The sequence below is a fragment of the Chryseobacterium sp. DZ-32 genome, assembly GCF_059587025.1.
Map to the genome: position 1 here is coordinate 239,094 of NZ_JCAIOM010000005.1, position 15,980 is coordinate 255,073.

The window sequence follows — 15,980 nt, forward strand, 5'->3', positions numbered from 1 at the left end:
AATATTTTTAAAGATTCTCTCTAATTTTCAGAAAAACCATAATTATGAAAAAAACAATAAGCTGTATGAATATCGATCAGGAGATCCTTTACTCGTTCGGGGGTGAAAAAGTCATCTATAAGGCTAAAGAGTTTATTTTCAAAGAAGGTGATTATTCACAATATTATTTTCAGATTATCAGCGGAAAAGTAAAGCTGAACACCTTTACTGAAAATGGAAAAGAATTTATTCATAATATATTAGGTAAAAATCAAAGTTTTGGAGATCCGCTTCTTTTTATTGAAAAAGTATATCCTACCAATGCCATCAGCTTACAGATCACAGAAATTATAAGAATGCCTAAATATAATTTTATGCAAATGCTTAAAAGTAATCCGGATATTTCCCTGGATATGAACATGTGTTTATCACAAAGACTGTATTATAATAATTTAATGGTCCGCAATCTGGCATTAGCAGATCCCATTCAACGGCTGAAAGGTGTAATGGATTATCTGAAAAGCTACCATGACGGAGACTGCCAGCACTGTTTTCCTATAGAACTTACCCGTCAGCAAATTGCTGATCTTACAGGGCTGAGGGTTGAAACCGTCATCAGAACGATAAAAAAAATGGTGAATAATAAAATAATAAAACTTGAGGGGCGCAGGATTTTATACTAACTGTATATTGATTGCATTATCATAAACTCATCTTATTTCTTTAAATATAGATTATAAATAAACCATAAAACAAAACAGATGGCCGGAATTTAAAAATTCTGGCCATCTGTTTTAAACTAACCTTAATTTGTTTTTTTCCTCCATTCTGCCTTCACATCTTCAGCGGCATCCTTCGTGCTTTCCCATGCTTCATCTGCCTTATCCTTGATATCTTCCCACGCATCTGAGACGTTTGATTTTACTCTGTCCAACCAGTCTTCCTGAGTTGCTTCCTGATCATTATTTCTTTTTTCATTGATATAATCTTTAGCTTTATCCGCTAATTCACTGATTTTCCATTTTGCATTATCAGCTGCATTTTTTAATGAGTTTTCTGTTTGGTCTACTGCATTTTCTGCTTTGTTGTAATCTGAATTATTCATAATATAATATAATATTTAGGTATTTGGTATATAAATAAACAATGTTCATGCCTAAAAAACAGACATTATGTTAAAATATTCTTAAAATTAAAAATGAAAGAACTTTATTTTTTCTTTCCACTGAGGGTCCTGATCATTCCTTTGAATATAAAACCATGAAATGGCAGCACCATGAACCAATATAATCTTCCCCAAAGGCCTTTTGGACGAAATACAGCTTTTTGCCAGATCTTATTTCTGTAAATTTTAAACATCAGCCAGGCTTCTCCGGGCAGTTTCATCTCAGCCAATAATATAAGCTTGCCTTCTTTACGGTCAGCATATAAAACCCGCCAGAAGTCTAATGCATCTCCATCTTTAAGGTCTGAAGGATGCCTGCGCCCTCTTCTCAGTCCAGGACCACCAACAAGTTTATCAAAAAGGCCTCTTATTTTCCAAAGATTCTGCCCATACCATCCATGCTCGCCTCCCAACTGAAAGACCCGGCTCATACAGGCTTCCCTGTCATCATACTCTTCACTCCGGAGGTCCGTAAAACAACCGTATTTCGGTACATCCTGGTATTCTTTCAAGGTTGAATCATGACGGCTGCTGATGAAACTGTCTTTCCAGCTGGAAATGATTTCATTGGCCTGAATTTTTGCAAGAGTTCTCTTCAGTGCTGTGTCATATGAAAACGGCTGCACACCGGTAATTAATTTGATCTCAGCAAGACTTTCGGGACGGCAGACCACCTCTACCTTCATGCTTCCAACCAAAGCTTTGGCCAGGTTATAAGAGGTTGAAGTAATAAAATAGAGCCAGTACGAAGACAGTCTGGGCGTCATTACAGGTAGTGTAAAAATCTTTCTTTTAAGGCCTCTTACTTGTGCAAACTGCAACAGCATGTCTTTGTAAGTCAGCACATCATCACATCCAATGTCAAAATTTTTCTGATAAGCAGCTTCTTTAAACAAAACAAAAATCAGGAAATCGAGCACGTTGGCAATTCCTATTGGCTGAGATTGTGTATACAGCCATTTGGGAGCCACCATGACAGGCAGTTTTTCAACAAGATCCCTTATAATTTCAAATGATGCACTTCCTGACCCAATGATAATTCCTGCGCGAAGAACTGTTGCGGGAACCCTGCATTCCATCAGAATTTTTTCAACTTCGTACCTTGAATTCAAATGTTTTGACAGTTCTTTTTCATTCACCAGCCCCGAAAGATAGACAATATGTTTACATTGCGTCTTCTCAATATAACCGGAAAAGTTGGCGGCACAGTTTTTTTCCGAGTCTTCATAATCAGCAGTATTGCTCATGGAATGCATCAGATAGTAAGCACCTGCAATATCTTCGGGAATATTTTTAAGTGTTTCCGGCTTTAGAAAATCAACTTCAATAACTTCAATGAGCTGGTCGTCGATATCCATATCTCTTGTAAAACGACCTGTATCCCTGCAGCAGCAAACGACTTTATATCCCTGTGCGGCAATCACACTGATCATTCTTTTACCGATATAGCCGGTTGCTCCTGTAAGCAGTATTTTTTCCATAATTATTGCATTAAACAGATCAATAAATATTCCGCCTGTTTGAGTCCATTATATTTTTTCTAAAAAATGACCAAAATAGTCTTTCTTTTTAACAAGATAGCCTGCATTGATCTCATTGGAGTCAATTTCCAAAGGAATCCTGCTTTTGAGAATGATGCTGCTGTTCTCAACAGATTTAATCTTATCAGGATTATTGGTTAACAGATTGATTTCCTTAACATCCAGCAGATTCAGCATTTCCACGGCAACATCAAAATTTCTTCCGTCAGCAGGCAAACCAAGTCTGAGATTAGCTTCAACAGTATCTAATCCTTGTTCCTGAAGTGCATATGCTTTCAGCTTATTGATGATCCCAATATTTCTTCCCTCCTGACGGAGATAAACAATCATTCCTCCTTTTTCAGACATATATTTCATCGCTGCATCAAGCTGCTGACCGCATTCACATTTTTTAGAATGAAAAACTTCTCCGGTAATGCACTCAGAATGAAAGCGGACATTAACAGTCTTATCATAATCTGTATTTTCTGCTACCAGAACCAAATGCGGACTCCAGTCTTTTTCATTTTCCGAGAATGCATATATAGTGAATAGTCCGTAATCTGTGGGTATTTTTGATTGCGCCTGTATTGTAAGCATACGTTTCGATTTTAATTAAATTTGAGAATTTATTTATCAAAAGGACTTTTCTTATCCTGCTTCACCCAGATGAGCTTAGAGGTATCATACCCTATTTCCTGCGCCTTGCTGATAAATTTCTGCTTTATATTTTCAGGAATGGTTTTTTCACGGGAAAGAATCCAGAGATAATCCAGATTTTTTCCTGCAATCAGTGCATATTTGTACTCTTCAAGAGCAACTACATTATACCCGGCATAAAAAGGTCCGAAAAAACTCACTTTCAGAGCTGCCACATTTTTTTCTCCTCTGAATTTAGCAGTACCATTGGCGGAAACCCATTTATCCTTTTTAAAATTATATCCGCTGTTGACTACGTTTACATTTCCGTCTTCAGTAAGGCTATACTGGGCGATTGCATTGTCAAGGTCTTTTTCAAAGCGATAATCAAATCTGGCAATCTCGTACCATGTCCCCAAATACCGGTTCACATCAAACTGATCAACAGGCTGCGCTTTTTCGGGCATGGAAGAACAGGAAGTCAAGCTGTTTAACAGCCCTAAGCTTAGTAATAATGTAAGAATGATTCTATTTTTCATTTTTAGTTATTTTTTTAAAGAAGTAAATATTGAGTAAAAACTGACTGTAACCATAGACAGCATCTTCAACAGGAATAGTCCCCATTCTGACGCCTAAAAAGTCACCAGGATTGTAGTTCACAACAGGGGACGGAATAAAAGATCCCGTCAGGATTCCATTCACTGCAAAAAATCCGGGCAACAAAACCAGATATACAAAACTTGCTTTACCGATCCATTCTTTTTTGGCAATAAAATGCAGGTAAGAAAGGGTAAGCACTGTTACAATAACGGTCAGCAAAGTATAGATCCTGTCGTAGTAAAGAAGTCCCACAACACTGAGAACAATAACTGAGGTAAAAACAATCAGATTATTAAAGAGGTCTGCCCGATTGAATGTAAAAAATTTTTCCAGGCAGTAGTATGTAAAAACACAGGCAAAAGGAATACAGTAAAAGAACAGCCATTCTTCCAGGGGAAGGCCTGCCATTTTAAATCCTAATGTGTAACGGTAATCAAACCACCACACTCCTTTTGCGGTGAACCATATATCCCATAGTATAAAAGGAACTGCTACAATAGTGGACGACAGGAAAAACTTCAGGAAAAGCTTATTAAACTGTATCCTACGGTCAAAAGAAGCCAAAAAGCAGATGATGACGGTGAAAAAATTGATCAGTATGTAAGTGTATTGCATCATTTTTTATTGAAATACATTTTAAAATAAATCATAGGAACCCACAAAAATCCGAAGCACTCTCCTTTTTCTTTCCCCAAATGTTTGTGGTGCTGTTTATGGGCACGCCTGATGGCAAGAAAATACGGATTTTTTGTTTTGGTAAAAACTTTTGCTCTCTGATGAATAAAAATATCATGAACAAAGAAATAGGCCATTCCATAAAGGCTTATGCCTAAACCGACAAAAAACAGATAATTGAATTCCTGCCTTACTCCTGCATATAACAAAGCAATAGCAGGGCTGGCAAAAATGAAAAAGAACAGGTCATTTCTTTCAAGTTTCCCTTCGTTGCTATGATCATGATGATCCTTATGCAGATTCCACAGAAAACCGTGCATAATATACCTATGAATAAGCCATGTGGCTCCTTCCATGGAAATAAAAACGAGTAAAACGATCAGGAAATTCATGTTAATGATGTTTACGGTTAAAAAGATCATTCAGAACGCTGTATCTGAAATCGAAAATGTTTTTGAGCTTTTCTTTAACAAATAAACCATGAGCAGCCCTTCCAAGAACCCCCAACGGAAGTTCATAAAATACAGTATCTTTCATTAATACCCCGTTCTGATCAGGAATGAACTCATGAAAATGGTTCCAATGCTTATAAGGTCCTTCTTTCTGATAATCTGTAAAGCTTCTGCCTTCTTTTACCTGGCTGATAATCGTTTTCCATTTCATCGGGATTCCCAATACCGGAGAGACGGTATAATCTATTTCCATTCCTTCAAAAATAGATTCGTCCTGTATATCTGAAAGCACCACAAAATTCATGCTTTTTGGTGTTATTTCAGATAAATTATGAGGAGAGGAAAAGAATTTCCATGCGGTCTCGATATCACAATTCAAATGTTGTTCTCTATATAATCTGTACATCGTTATTTTTTTATTGATTTATAAATTCTAAAGAATCTTCCAAACAAATGAGTGATCAGAAATAAGCAGATTTATATCTTATATAGCTTTTAAATGCTACCAATAATTTCTGTGAATTAGCAATCCTGATTCTTTGCTGCAAAATATGCTGCGAACTTGTTTTCTTGATCTTTTCAAATAATGACAGATAGTACCTGTATGCGAGATACACTCCAAACTTAGAAGAACCCGGAAGTTTCCTGATACCCTGCAATGCTTCTTTAAATTCTTCTTCAATTTCTTTTTCGATCTGAGCTTTAACGGTATTATCAAAGACAGACATATTCAATGATGGAAAATAAGTTCTGCCCAAAATCTGGTAATCATCTTTCAGATCACGTAAAAAATTAACCTTTTGAAAAGCGGAACCCAGTTTCATAGCGAATGGTTTAAGTTTTTCAAATTGCTGCTTATCACCTCCTGTAAATATCTGCAGACACATGAGTCCCACTACTTCAGCAGAGCCGTAGATATATTCATTATAGAGATCTGAATTGTAATCTATTTTCTGCAGATCCATTTCCATGCTGTGCAGAAACTGGTCGATCAATTGAATATTGATATCATACTGACGCACGGTTTCCTGAAAAGAATGTAAAATAGGATTGAGTGATATTCCCTGCTGTAATGCATCATACGTTTCTGCTTTTAATCTTTTCAATAGCTTTTCTTTATCATATCCATGAAAGCTATCAACAATTTCATCCGCAAGGCGTACATACCCATAAACAGCATAAATGGCAGGTCTTATAGAAGGCTTCAGAGCCAATATCCCTAATGAAAAACTGGTACTGTATTTTTGAGTAGTGCACTTACTGACCTCGTAAGACAATTCATCAAACAACTTTTTCATATTATTTTATTTTAGTTTATTAACCTCTTGCGCTACTATCTTCCCGGAGATAACGGATGGAGGAACTCCGGGCCCCGGAACCGTTAACTGCCCGGTATAAAAAAGATTGCTTACCTTTTTGTTTCTTATTTTAGGTTTTAGAACAGCAGTCTGCGATAAAGTATTGGACAGTCCGTAGGCATTCCCCTGATAAGCATTATAATCCGAAATAAAATCACTCACACAGTAGCTTCTTTTGTATTCAATCCTGGAAATAAGGTCGGTTTCTCCTGTATGTTTTTCGATTCTTTCAAGCATTTCCTTCAGGTATTTTTCTCTTATAGCCTCCTCATCATGTATTCCAGGTGCAAGCGGCAGCAGTAAAAAGAGATTTTCACAGCCTTCCGGAGCTACATCGGGATCTGTTTTTGAAGGACAGCATGCATAAAAAAGAGGTCTGGAAGGCCATTTTTTATTAACATAAATACAGTCTATATGGTTATCAAGCTCATTTTCAAAGAATAGCGTATGGTGTTTTAAATGAGAGATTTTTCCTTTGATGCCGAGGTAATAAATCAGACATGAAGGTGCAAAGGTTTTTGTCTTCCAGTAGGCATCATTATAGTTTCTCAGAGATTTAGGAATTAATGTTTCCGTATGATGGTAATCTGATGAAGCAATAACTGCATCAAATTCATAGTCTTTATCCCCTACTGTTAAAGACATCACTTTCCCGTCTTCTGTATTCAGCTTCTGAACATCATGATTAAAATGAAAGGTCACTCCCTGCTTTTCGGCTACGTCCTTCATAGCCATAACAAGCTGATAAAAACCTCCCATAGGATATTTTGTTCCCAATACATATCCTCCATAATTCATAAGGCTGTAAAGTGCCGGAATATTACGGGGTGAAGCGCCCAGAAATATCACCGGAAATTCCATCAGCGATCTGAGTTTTGGATCAGAAAAATATCCTGAAACATATTTCCTGAAATTACTTAAAAGATCAAGCTTCAATGCACTGCCCGCTATTTTTAAAGAAGCAAATTCCAGCCAGCTGTAACAGGGTTTTGTCACAAAGTCTTTCATCCCGACCTCATACTTAAACTGAGCAGACTGCATAAATTGATCATACTTTTTACCTGATCCGGCCTCTGTATTTTCAAATAACTCACGGATGTCTTCATTTTTTTCAGGAACTGAAATCTTTTCTTCTGAAAAAACCATTTCAAACTGAGGGTCTAAGGATACCAGTTTAAAATAATCAGCTGCTTTACAGTCAAAATCATTGAAAAATCCTTCAATGATATCAGGCATCCAATACCAGCTCGGCCCCATATCAAACACATAGCCTTCTTCCGTTTTAAATTGCCTTGCACGTCCTCCCGGTTGATTATGTTTTTCAAAAACATGTACTTCATTTCCGGCCTTTGCCGCATAAGCAGCCGCAGAGAGCCCGGAGAACCCTGAACCTATTACCGCTATTCTCTTTCTTGAATTTTCAGTACTCATCGTCATTTTTTTAACAGTTGTTTAAAGACATTTTCACTACGCAATCAGTTTAACTTTTTATATACGGTGTTCAGCAGATCCCTTGTTTCCAGATTCATACGGTAAAAAGAATCATGAAATTCATCCAATTTGGAAAGCACTGCAATGAGGAGCATTTGTTCAGCATGGGTAAGATTTCCTACGACAGCCCTGGAAGCCCTGCGGATTTCCTCCATATGTTCATCCAGTATCGCCAGCCCTTTCTCTGTTATCTGTATATTTTTTATTCTTTTATCTTTTGGGGAAACTGCCTGTTCAATCCAGCCATTATGGAGCAGCCGGTTAATAATAAGTATACCTGAAGATTTCTCATGTACATTATGTTTTATCAGCTCCATTTTTGACATCGCTCCCATGTTCTTCAAACTGATAAGATAAATGAAGTCATCCTGGCTGGAAAAAACTGAACTGCCTACTGCTGATCTTGAATAAGACTTTGCATATCTGTTCATTCTGATCAGCAAAGTATTTATAATACTGTCTGAGCTTCTTCCTGATTCCTTCCCTATCCAGTCAGGATTTCCAAGATCCTGCTGATGAGCAGCATTGATCCATTCTGTAAAACCATGAAGATCATTGCTATATAGAGCCTTACCTTCATTTTGTTCCATAAATTGCTGAACGAGTTCTACCACTGATTTTATAAGTTCAAAATTCATATCAAACAAATTAGTACACAAATATACTTATATAAGTTTACAAATAAACTATTTTTTGTTTTTTATTTTAATTTTTACATTTTGAACAGCATTTAACGGTAATAAAAAACGACATTATTTCAGTAATACACCTTTAGATCTCCATTATGATTCTGCTCATATCACTGTCAGGGTTAAATACCGAAATTTGGCTTCACTCTATACACAAAACAAAATCCTATGAAAAAATTAGTTTTATCAATAGCAGCAGCCAGTTTTATGATTTTGGCCTGTAAAAAGAAGGACACAACAAGTAGTACCCCCGTTGCCGATTCAGTCAACATGCAAAGAAATTATTCTGATACAGCAGCATCTGCGGTCAGGGATACTCAAGACAATACAACAGGTAATGACAGTATTAATACAAAAAATCACGTTGGGGGAAGAAAAACGAGCAATAATAATACGGGTAATGGCACAGCCAATATCAATGCAGCAGTTTCAGACAGTGCGCACAATACGCAGGGAAGATCCGGCAATGTAAAAAAGTAGTTATTGACCACAATAGCATTACAATATACAACCGATATAAAAACAAAAATTGCTATTTATATCTGTTGTATGATGTTCGTTATGGATGCTTTTATTATTAAAATATCGTGGAATAGCTTCGAATTGCAACATACATTTGGCAGACAACAAATAACGAAAAATAAAAAGGACAAACCATTCATAAAAATGATTTGTCCTGTTATGTGACCCGGCTGGGATTCGAACCCAGGACCCATACATTAAAAGTGTATTGCTCTACCAGCTGAGCTACCGAGTCGGCCCTTACTTTTTCAAGTAAATCCCTTTCTGTAAGGGACTGCAAAGATAGAAACTTTTTCTTTATTTACAATACTTTCCGGACATTTTATGCCTATGATTCCGCTAACTTTTACAATATCAGACACAAAAATTTCACACGCCTGAGGAGGTTCTGAATGTAAATTTCAAAAATGGACCAAAAAGGCTTCAATAAAAAATTGAGAAATGCAGTGAATCCCTTTGTTTCTCGTGGTCCGATTAACAAAACAATCTTATTTTCATAAAATTTGAAACAACTTTACTATCAATAATTTGTTTTTTTCAAATAAATTCACTATATTGATATATGAAAAAAAATGAACGTCAGGACAATATAACACACGCTGGCAAAGTTAACGAAAGAACAAAAGCATTGGAAGTCCTTGAAAAAGCAAAAAAAGTACAAGGAAAAATTACATTTCTCCGCCAGGGAGTCGGGAGAAATTTTAAACCCAAAAATGAAGAGTAAAGATATTGCTGACTTCAATGGCAATAGAACGAGAACAATCAAACGGATCAGTTAATTCAAATTTATAATAACCGGCCATTTGAAACATTATAGCAAAAACTATAAATAAAAAAACCTGCAAAAATAATTTGCAGGTTTTTTTGTATTTTTCTGATGCTTTATTTTTGCATCTTAATATTGTGACCCGGCTGGGATTCGAACCCAGGACCCATACATTAAAAGTGTATTGCTCTACCAGCTGAGCTACCGAGTCGGCCACTTACTTTTTCAAGTAAATCCCTTTGTTTAAGGGACTGCAAAGATAGGAAAACCCTCATTAAATCCAAATTATTTGAAGCTTTTTTATCATAAAATTTGCAACAAAAAAGTCAAACACCTGTTTATAAATTAATTACGCTGTTATTTTTTTTAATTCAAATTCCCAGCATTAATAGTAGCTGACGGATAATATCATTTTTTGAGCAAAAAATTTATTTTGATAAATCAAAAAACAATAATATCTTAGCAACTAAGATAATTATAAAATAATTTAATTAATGACTAAAAATAATATACAAAATTTCCGTGAAGCCAGCAGAGCCTATTCTGACGCTTCAATCTTTATGCATGAGGCCATTGCCAGAAAAGCAGGGCTTTCCAGCACAGATCATAAATATCTGGGACTTATTCTGCAGTACGAATCCATAACAGCAGGTGAAATATCTAAGCTGACAGGTCTTACAACCGGCGCTGTTACGGGTTTAATTGACCGGCTGGAGAAAAAAGAACTTCTTAAAAGACAGTTTATTAAAGAAGACCGCAGAAAAGTAATGATCATCCCGAATACAGAAAACAGCATGAAATTACTCGGTCCTATTTTTGAAGAGCTGCAGCAAAAAACCATGAAACTCGTTTCCACTTTTTCTAAAAAGGAAATAGAAACTATTGAACGTTATTTCAGGGAAGCCACCCTTCTTATGAAAGAAACAACAGATCATTTAAATAACCCATAAATCAATACACGACCATGGAAAGTTTAACTGCTACTTATATAACCCGTGCAGAAATATGGCTTTGCATTACAACATTACTTTATTTTCTTATGAACGGGGCACAGATTTTCGAAACCCTCCTCTTTGTACCCAAATGGGCTTCTTCCCCACCCGATACATTGAAGCTGCTTCAGGGCGGAAATGGAGTAAGCCTGAAGTTTTTTTGGATCATCCTTCACTCTTTGCATGAAATAACCTTTATCCTTGCGATTGCTTTTTGCTGGAAAATTGATCCGGTAAGGAACTGGCTTTTGATTTTACTCATTATTCACGCAGCTGTAAGATTCTGGACATTAGCTTTTTTTGCTCCGAACATTATACAGTTTCAGAACCTAGCATCCGCCTCTTCTGTTTCACAGGAAATCATAAACAGAATTTCACTTTGGAAAACCCTTAACTATATTCGGGTTGCTGTTTATATTGCGGTGTCAATTGGTTTTATTCCTCTTTGTATTAAAGTACTCAGTTTTCGTCAGTAGACCTCAATCTAAAATATAAATTTCGCCGATCAGAGATCGGCGAAATTTGCAAATCAACAGATTCTCTTTTACGCTAAGTTTCCAGATTTTGCATTCTGATATTCAAAAATCTCTATAATCGTGTTCACCGTTTTCTGTCCGAGATGTTTTCCAACCAGATAAAGGGCGGCATCTATCCCGGCTGTGATACCTGCCGTAGTTATCAGGCTGCCCTGGTCAATATACCGTATATTCCTGATTACATTGGTTTCTGGATTATGCTGTTCAAGTGCATCCAACAACATATGATGCGTAGTAACATCATAATCAGCAAGCATTTTTGTCCCTGACAGAAGCATACTTCCGGTGCATACCGTAAATACTACTATTCCCGCATCATAATGATTTTCAATCCATTTCAGGGCAGTTTCCCGAAAGTCCCTGTCCTCAATATATTTCATAATGTATTCAGGATTTGCTCCCGGAACGACAATCATATCCGGCTGAGGACATGTATGGATATCGTAGGTAGGAATAAGAGCCATTGTGTTTGCCTCCATATATACCGGATCTTTTGTTTTCCCAACTGTAAAGCAATTGTAGCTGCCCGGTTCCAGAACATTCGCTTTAACAAAAACATCTAAAGGACCATTTAGATCAAGTGCTTCCACCTGATCATAGATTAAAAATGCTACATTCATTGTCTTGCTGTTTTGTACGTGATTCATAATTTTATTATTTAAGATTATTATTTTCAGATCATGGCACAGGTCTTCCCTGCTGACAATTGATGATTGCCAGTTTTATGTAAAATCAATAAGAAAAAGCTATTATCCTGTAGTCTTGAATGCCTTCCTGTACTGTGCCGGAGAGAGGGAAATGTTTTTAAGAAATAAGCGGCTGAGAGAAACAGCATTGCTAAATCCGCATTTATCCGCTATCATGTCGATACTCATATCAGTATATTCCAGCATATTTTTAGCCTGATCCAGCCTCATTTTTTCGAGAAATCTGCCGGGAGTCATTCCTGACTCTTTTACAAATACCCTGGAAAAGTTACGGGCACTCATGTTCAGGAACTCTGCCATATACTCCACCGTAATAGCTTCTCCAAGCTTATCTTTCAATAAATCACGGATTTGTTTTGTAAAAGGAGACATTATTTCATATTCCGGCAATGCATTTCCAAACTGAGACTGTGCTCCGGATCTTTTTAAATACAGGACGAGATGACGGGCAACTTCGGCCGCCAAAGGTTTTCCAAAGTCTTCTTCCAATAGAGCCAATGCAAGATCCATCCCTGAAGAAACACCTCCTGAAGTATAAATTGGCCTGTCACGGATAAAAAAAGGATTAATATTCACATCCAATTTTGGATAAGATTTCTGTAAAGTATCTGCGAACTTCCAGTGAGTCGTTACCTGTTTGCCATCCAGCAGACCCGCTTTGGCAAGGATGAACGCTCCTACACAGACAGATCCCATTCGTCTCACGCCGGGAGCTATATTTTGAAGGTAGTGATAAATGTCCGGATTGACCTCATCCAGTACATTCAACGTGGTACCTGCCACCAGTAAAGTGTCTACAGGAAAATCAATATCATATATAGTATGGCTGCATGATAAAGGCATTCCTGAACCTGAATATATTATTTTTTCTGAAGTTCCTGATACCAGATACACATGATAACCGGAATCCTGTTTATCATTTAAAAAACGGTTTGCTGATGTAAAAACATCCCATGGTCCGGCAATATCAAGCAGCTGTACCTCCGGCAATGCTAAAAGCACTATATTTTTAATTCCTGTTTTTCGCCCTTCTTTCTTCATATCTCGTTCTGTATGAGTACAAATGTAGAAAGAAAGGATTTTGTCTGCAATGACAAAAAACATACAATTCCGGCCAGAAGTAATTACTATTCTTTATCAAAATAAAAGAGACTGCCTTATCAGACAGTCTCAGCACTCTACTATAAAATTAGCTACAAGCTATACTTTTTCGATGATTAGCATTAAAATTCTCTTTACGCAGGAGATAATCTGCGTGATTTTAAATAAAGAGCAGTGCGGTTAAGATATGGGAAAAGGAAAATCAATAACAGTGAGGCGGCAAGAAGCCATACCATCATTTCATAATAATCCATCGCAAAACGGACATGATCCTGAACATTCATTCTGCCAATCAATAGCTTATTGGCAGCTTTAACAGCCTTATCTTCCGGCATTCCGCGAGCAATAAGCTTAGCAGTCTGCTGATGGAGAAAGCTTTTAACTTCCGGATCGACAGCACTTAAATGATCCTGAAAGGCATTATAATGACGGCTTTTCTCAAACAGTTCAAAAAAATTGATCAGGGCAATACTGATACAAAATCCAAGATACCGTATTGCTAATGCTGTTGCCGCAGCAGAAGGGCCAATGGCTGCAGGAACTGACGAAATAATAAAGATAATCGTCGGAACCATAATCAATCCCACACCCAATCCCTGAATAAATAACGGGATATAATAATTAAACTCATCAGCCTGAACATCAAAGGAATAATACATGACCGCATGAAAAATGAGCAGCATTAAAAAACCCGGTCCCCAGATATACCGTATATTTTTCTTCTGCAAAACCATACAGCAGGCAATAATGACTCCCATAACCAACCCTGTAAGATTGAAAATATTAATATAGGAAATATGAAATGGGTCCAGATGCAGCTCCGATGCAAAATAGGTATTGACAATTCCTGAAGCAAAACGGCATATATACATCACAAAAAGAATCAGCAGACCTACTTTAAAATTCCGGTATCTGAAAACACGCAGATCAATATAAGGCCTTTTAATAGCCTGCTGGCGAAATACTGATATTCCACCCAGGACAATAATTCCAATGACACTTCCCAAAATCCTGTTATCCTCCAGCCAATAATATTCCTGCCCGAAAATGGTTATATATCCTATGAGCACCAGCATCGTACTGAACAGTCCAAAACTCTGCCAGTCGAGTTTATAGAGATGAAATCTTGCATGGGTTCTGTAATTGCTCATCGCCAGGGTGAGGAAAATAAGTCCCGGAAGATAGGAGAAGATGGCTGTTTTATAGACAATATTAAAATTATACGAATCTATGAGGTCGGCGGTTATAAGGTTATTAAATGGCAAAGCACAAATTAAGATCCCGAAAAACACTGAAAAGCTGATCTCCCGGCCCCTTTCACTGCTCAGCCGGGTGAAAATAAGGGTTAGTGACAGGTTTACATTCCCGGCAAACAACATTCCCTGCATAAAACGCACCGGAAACAGGATATAAATTTCACGGGTAGAATAGCATAGCAGACAGGCCAGAATTTGCAGTGTGGTAAAAAGAAGAAAATATTCTTTTGCAGCCAGAAAACTGAAAAATCGTCTTTCCAGGCTATAAAAACCTACATACCCGGCATAAAATAATGCTACCGAAAACTGAATGTCTGCCGGCTCACTTCCGTAATATCCTGCTGCTGCATTTATATTGGCTAAAGGGAGAAAAAAGATAATAATTCCAGGAAGTGTCATTGAAAAAAGAATGATTTTCACCAACCATTCCGGAGCCCATTTTTTGAAATAGGGCATTTGTCTTTTAGCCATTGGAATGCTTTTTATTAGCATAAACATTTACATTCATTCCCACTTTCAGAACATCAATCTGGCTTCTTTGCCCATCCAGTCTTATTCTCACAGGAATACGCTGTACAATCTTGACATAATTCCCGGTAGAGTTATCCGGTGGAAGCAAAGAAAAACTTGAACCTGTTGCAGGAGAAAGGGAAATAATCGTTCCCTGGAATTCTTTGTCCGGATAAGAATCAGCAACAATTTTCACATGATCGCCGATATGCATATCCCTGATCTGGGTTTCTTTATAATTAGCCACTACCCATTTATCAGTTTCATTATTGACAATGAATGCCAGCGTTTCTCCGGCATCAATCATCTGCCCTACTTCTACGGTTCGTCGTCCCATTCTTCCATCATAAGCAGCAGTAACAGCGGTATAGCTTACGTCTAGTTTGTGACGGTCCAGCAATGCTTCCAGTCTTGCAATTTCTGCCAGAACAACGGCTTTTTCTGCCCTTATATCATTAATCTTGGATACAGAAGCTGCATAATTATCCTGCGAAGATTTATAATCACTTTCGTTGACATCCAGTGTTGCTTTCACATCTTCAAGTCGCTGTCTGGTAGCAGATTCTTCATCATACAGCTTTTTATACCTGTTATAATCAAGCTGCTGTTTCCAGACTTTTGCTTTATTGGCATCCACCTGGGCCATCGCTGCGGCAGCTTCCTTTTCTGTAGTTCCTGTAGTACTTTCCAATACTCTCAGCTGGGCACGGGCTTTCTGAAGGGCTGCCTGAGTCTGTTTTTCCTGAAGGACATATTCACGGTTATCAATAATTAAAAGAGTATCGCCCTTTTTTACTTCCTGATTTTCTTCAAATTTCACGGCAACAATAAATCCTCCGGCTCTTGAAATAATAGGATTTACATATTCCTGAACCTGCGCATCATTAGTCTGCTCATAGGCATAATAATTTTTTAAGGTAAACCCGCCCCACACTGCAAGTGCAGCAACGATTACAACTGAAATCCATCCTGTGATCTTCGTGATCATTCTATCGGTGGGAGTGTATTTTTTTTTCATTGTT

The 15,980-nt window shown here is 37.3% G+C and carries 19 protein-coding genes and 2 tRNA genes; 5 read left to right on the plus strand and 16 right to left on the minus strand.

Annotated features, from left to right (window positions below):
• Nucleotides 1–44: 44 nt before the first annotated feature.
• Nucleotides 45–662, plus strand: coding sequence for a Crp/Fnr family transcriptional regulator (locus AC59HC_RS07610; protein ID WP_496558373.1), 618 nt, complete (start codon nucleotides 45–47; stop codon nucleotides 660–662).
• Nucleotides 663–784: 122 nt separating this feature from the next.
• On the opposite strand, the gene AC59HC_RS07615 is transcribed toward AC59HC_RS07610, so the two are convergent.
• The 10 genes from AC59HC_RS07615 to AC59HC_RS07660 form a co-directional block, all read right to left on the minus strand.
• Nucleotides 785–1,084, minus strand: coding sequence for a hypothetical protein (locus AC59HC_RS07615; RefSeq protein WP_202843093.1), 300 nt, complete (start codon nucleotides 1,082–1,084; stop codon nucleotides 785–787).
• Between the two features lie 104 nt (nucleotides 1,085–1,188).
• On the minus strand, nucleotides 1,189–2,625 hold the full coding sequence (locus tag AC59HC_RS07620) for an SDR family oxidoreductase (RefSeq protein WP_496558374.1): 1,437 nt from the start codon (nucleotides 2,623–2,625) through the stop codon (nucleotides 1,189–1,191).
• Between the two features lie 48 nt (nucleotides 2,626–2,673).
• Nucleotides 2,674–3,264 carry a GTP cyclohydrolase II gene (gene ribA / locus AC59HC_RS07625; RefSeq protein WP_496558375.1) on the minus strand — a complete coding sequence of 197 codons (591 nt, stop codon included), beginning with the start codon at nucleotides 3,262–3,264 and terminating at the stop codon, nucleotides 2,674–2,676.
• A gap of 29 nt (nucleotides 3,265–3,293) precedes the next feature.
• A complete protein-coding gene (locus tag AC59HC_RS07630; protein WP_202843099.1) occupies nucleotides 3,294–3,842 on the minus strand; it encodes a lipocalin family protein in 549 nt (182 codons plus the stop codon).
• Nucleotides 3,832–4,521, minus strand: coding sequence for a lycopene cyclase domain-containing protein (locus AC59HC_RS07635; protein ID WP_496558376.1), 690 nt, complete (start codon nucleotides 4,519–4,521; stop codon nucleotides 3,832–3,834). Before AC59HC_RS07635 ends, AC59HC_RS07630 begins: the two co-directional genes overlap by 11 nt.
• Entirely contained in the window at nucleotides 4,518–4,970 is a 453-nt protein-coding gene (locus tag AC59HC_RS07640; RefSeq protein ID WP_202843109.1) for a sterol desaturase family protein, read from the minus strand. Before AC59HC_RS07640 ends, AC59HC_RS07635 begins: the two co-directional genes overlap by 4 nt.
• Nucleotide 4,971: 1 nt before the next feature.
• Nucleotides 4,972–5,436: an SRPBCC family protein gene (locus tag AC59HC_RS07645; RefSeq protein WP_496558377.1), complete on the minus strand. Its 465-nt coding sequence runs from the start codon at nucleotides 5,434–5,436 to the stop codon at nucleotides 4,972–4,974.
• A 55-nt stretch (nucleotides 5,437–5,491) separates the two neighbouring features.
• Nucleotides 5,492–6,328 (minus strand): phytoene/squalene synthase family protein, encoded by an 837-nt coding sequence (locus AC59HC_RS07650; RefSeq protein ID WP_110009706.1) that lies wholly within the window; start codon nucleotides 6,326–6,328, stop codon nucleotides 5,492–5,494.
• Nucleotides 6,329–6,334: 6 nt separating this feature from the next.
• Nucleotides 6,335–7,819 (minus strand): bifunctional phytoene desaturase/3,4-desaturase, encoded by a 1,485-nt coding sequence (gene crtID, locus AC59HC_RS07655; protein WP_496558378.1) that lies wholly within the window; start codon nucleotides 7,817–7,819, stop codon nucleotides 6,335–6,337.
• Between the two features lie 44 nt (nucleotides 7,820–7,863).
• The gene (locus tag AC59HC_RS07660) at nucleotides 7,864–8,517 is read right to left on the minus strand and encodes a MarR family winged helix-turn-helix transcriptional regulator (protein ID WP_202843117.1); all 654 of its coding nucleotides are present in this window, start codon (nucleotides 8,515–8,517) and stop codon (nucleotides 7,864–7,866) included.
• 219 nt (nucleotides 8,518–8,736) lie between these two features.
• Between AC59HC_RS07660 and AC59HC_RS07665 the strand changes: the two genes are divergently transcribed.
• Nucleotides 8,737–9,048: a hypothetical protein gene (locus AC59HC_RS07665; protein WP_202843118.1), complete on the plus strand. Its 312-nt coding sequence runs from the start codon at nucleotides 8,737–8,739 to the stop codon at nucleotides 9,046–9,048.
• Nucleotides 9,049–9,252: 204 nt separating this feature from the next.
• Here AC59HC_RS07665 and AC59HC_RS07670 read toward each other — a convergent pair.
• Nucleotides 9,253–9,325: transfer RNA gene (locus tag AC59HC_RS07670), tRNA-Lys, on the minus strand.
• Between the two features lie 327 nt (nucleotides 9,326–9,652).
• On the opposite strand from AC59HC_RS07670, the gene AC59HC_RS07675 reads away from it, so the two are divergent.
• Nucleotides 9,653–9,814, plus strand: coding sequence for a hypothetical protein (locus tag AC59HC_RS07675; protein ID WP_171006229.1), 162 nt, complete (start codon nucleotides 9,653–9,655; stop codon nucleotides 9,812–9,814).
• Nucleotides 9,815–9,994: 180 nt separating this feature from the next.
• Here the strand turns inward: AC59HC_RS07675 and AC59HC_RS07680 are convergent.
• Nucleotides 9,995–10,067: transfer RNA gene (locus AC59HC_RS07680), tRNA-Lys, on the minus strand.
• Between the two features lie 283 nt (nucleotides 10,068–10,350).
• Here AC59HC_RS07680 and AC59HC_RS07685 point away from each other — a divergent pair.
• Both AC59HC_RS07685 and AC59HC_RS07690 read left to right on the plus strand, forming a co-directional pair.
• A complete protein-coding gene (locus AC59HC_RS07685) occupies nucleotides 10,351–10,806 on the plus strand; it encodes a MarR family winged helix-turn-helix transcriptional regulator (protein ID WP_496558379.1) in 456 nt (151 codons plus the stop codon).
• Nucleotides 10,807–10,820: 14 nt separating this feature from the next.
• Entirely contained in the window at nucleotides 10,821–11,324 is a 504-nt protein-coding gene (locus AC59HC_RS07690) for a transposase (RefSeq protein ID WP_496558380.1), read from the plus strand.
• A 68-nt stretch (nucleotides 11,325–11,392) separates the two neighbouring features.
• Here AC59HC_RS07690 and AC59HC_RS07695 read toward each other — a convergent pair whose 3' ends face one another.
• The 4 genes from AC59HC_RS07695 to AC59HC_RS07710 all read right to left on the minus strand — a co-directional run bounded on the left by AC59HC_RS07695 (nucleotide 11,393) and on the right by AC59HC_RS07710 (nucleotide 15,976).
• On the minus strand, nucleotides 11,393–12,031 hold the full coding sequence (locus tag AC59HC_RS07695; protein ID WP_496558381.1) for a DJ-1/PfpI family protein: 639 nt from the start codon (nucleotides 12,029–12,031) through the stop codon (nucleotides 11,393–11,395).
• 102 nt (nucleotides 12,032–12,133) lie between these two features.
• Complete coding sequence (locus AC59HC_RS07700; RefSeq protein WP_496558382.1) at nucleotides 12,134–13,132, minus strand: GlxA family transcriptional regulator; 999 nt, start codon at nucleotides 13,130–13,132, stop codon at nucleotides 12,134–12,136.
• A gap of 194 nt (nucleotides 13,133–13,326) precedes the next feature.
• Nucleotides 13,327–14,919, minus strand: coding sequence for an efflux MFS transporter permease (locus AC59HC_RS07705; RefSeq protein ID WP_238349694.1), 1,593 nt, complete (start codon nucleotides 14,917–14,919; stop codon nucleotides 13,327–13,329).
• Nucleotides 14,912–15,976 carry an HlyD family secretion protein gene (locus AC59HC_RS07710; protein WP_202843129.1) on the minus strand — a complete coding sequence of 355 codons (1,065 nt, stop codon included), beginning with the start codon at nucleotides 15,974–15,976 and terminating at the stop codon, nucleotides 14,912–14,914. The genes AC59HC_RS07705 and AC59HC_RS07710 overlap by 8 nt, the downstream gene beginning before the upstream one ends.
• Nucleotides 15,977–15,980 lie beyond the last annotated feature (4 nt).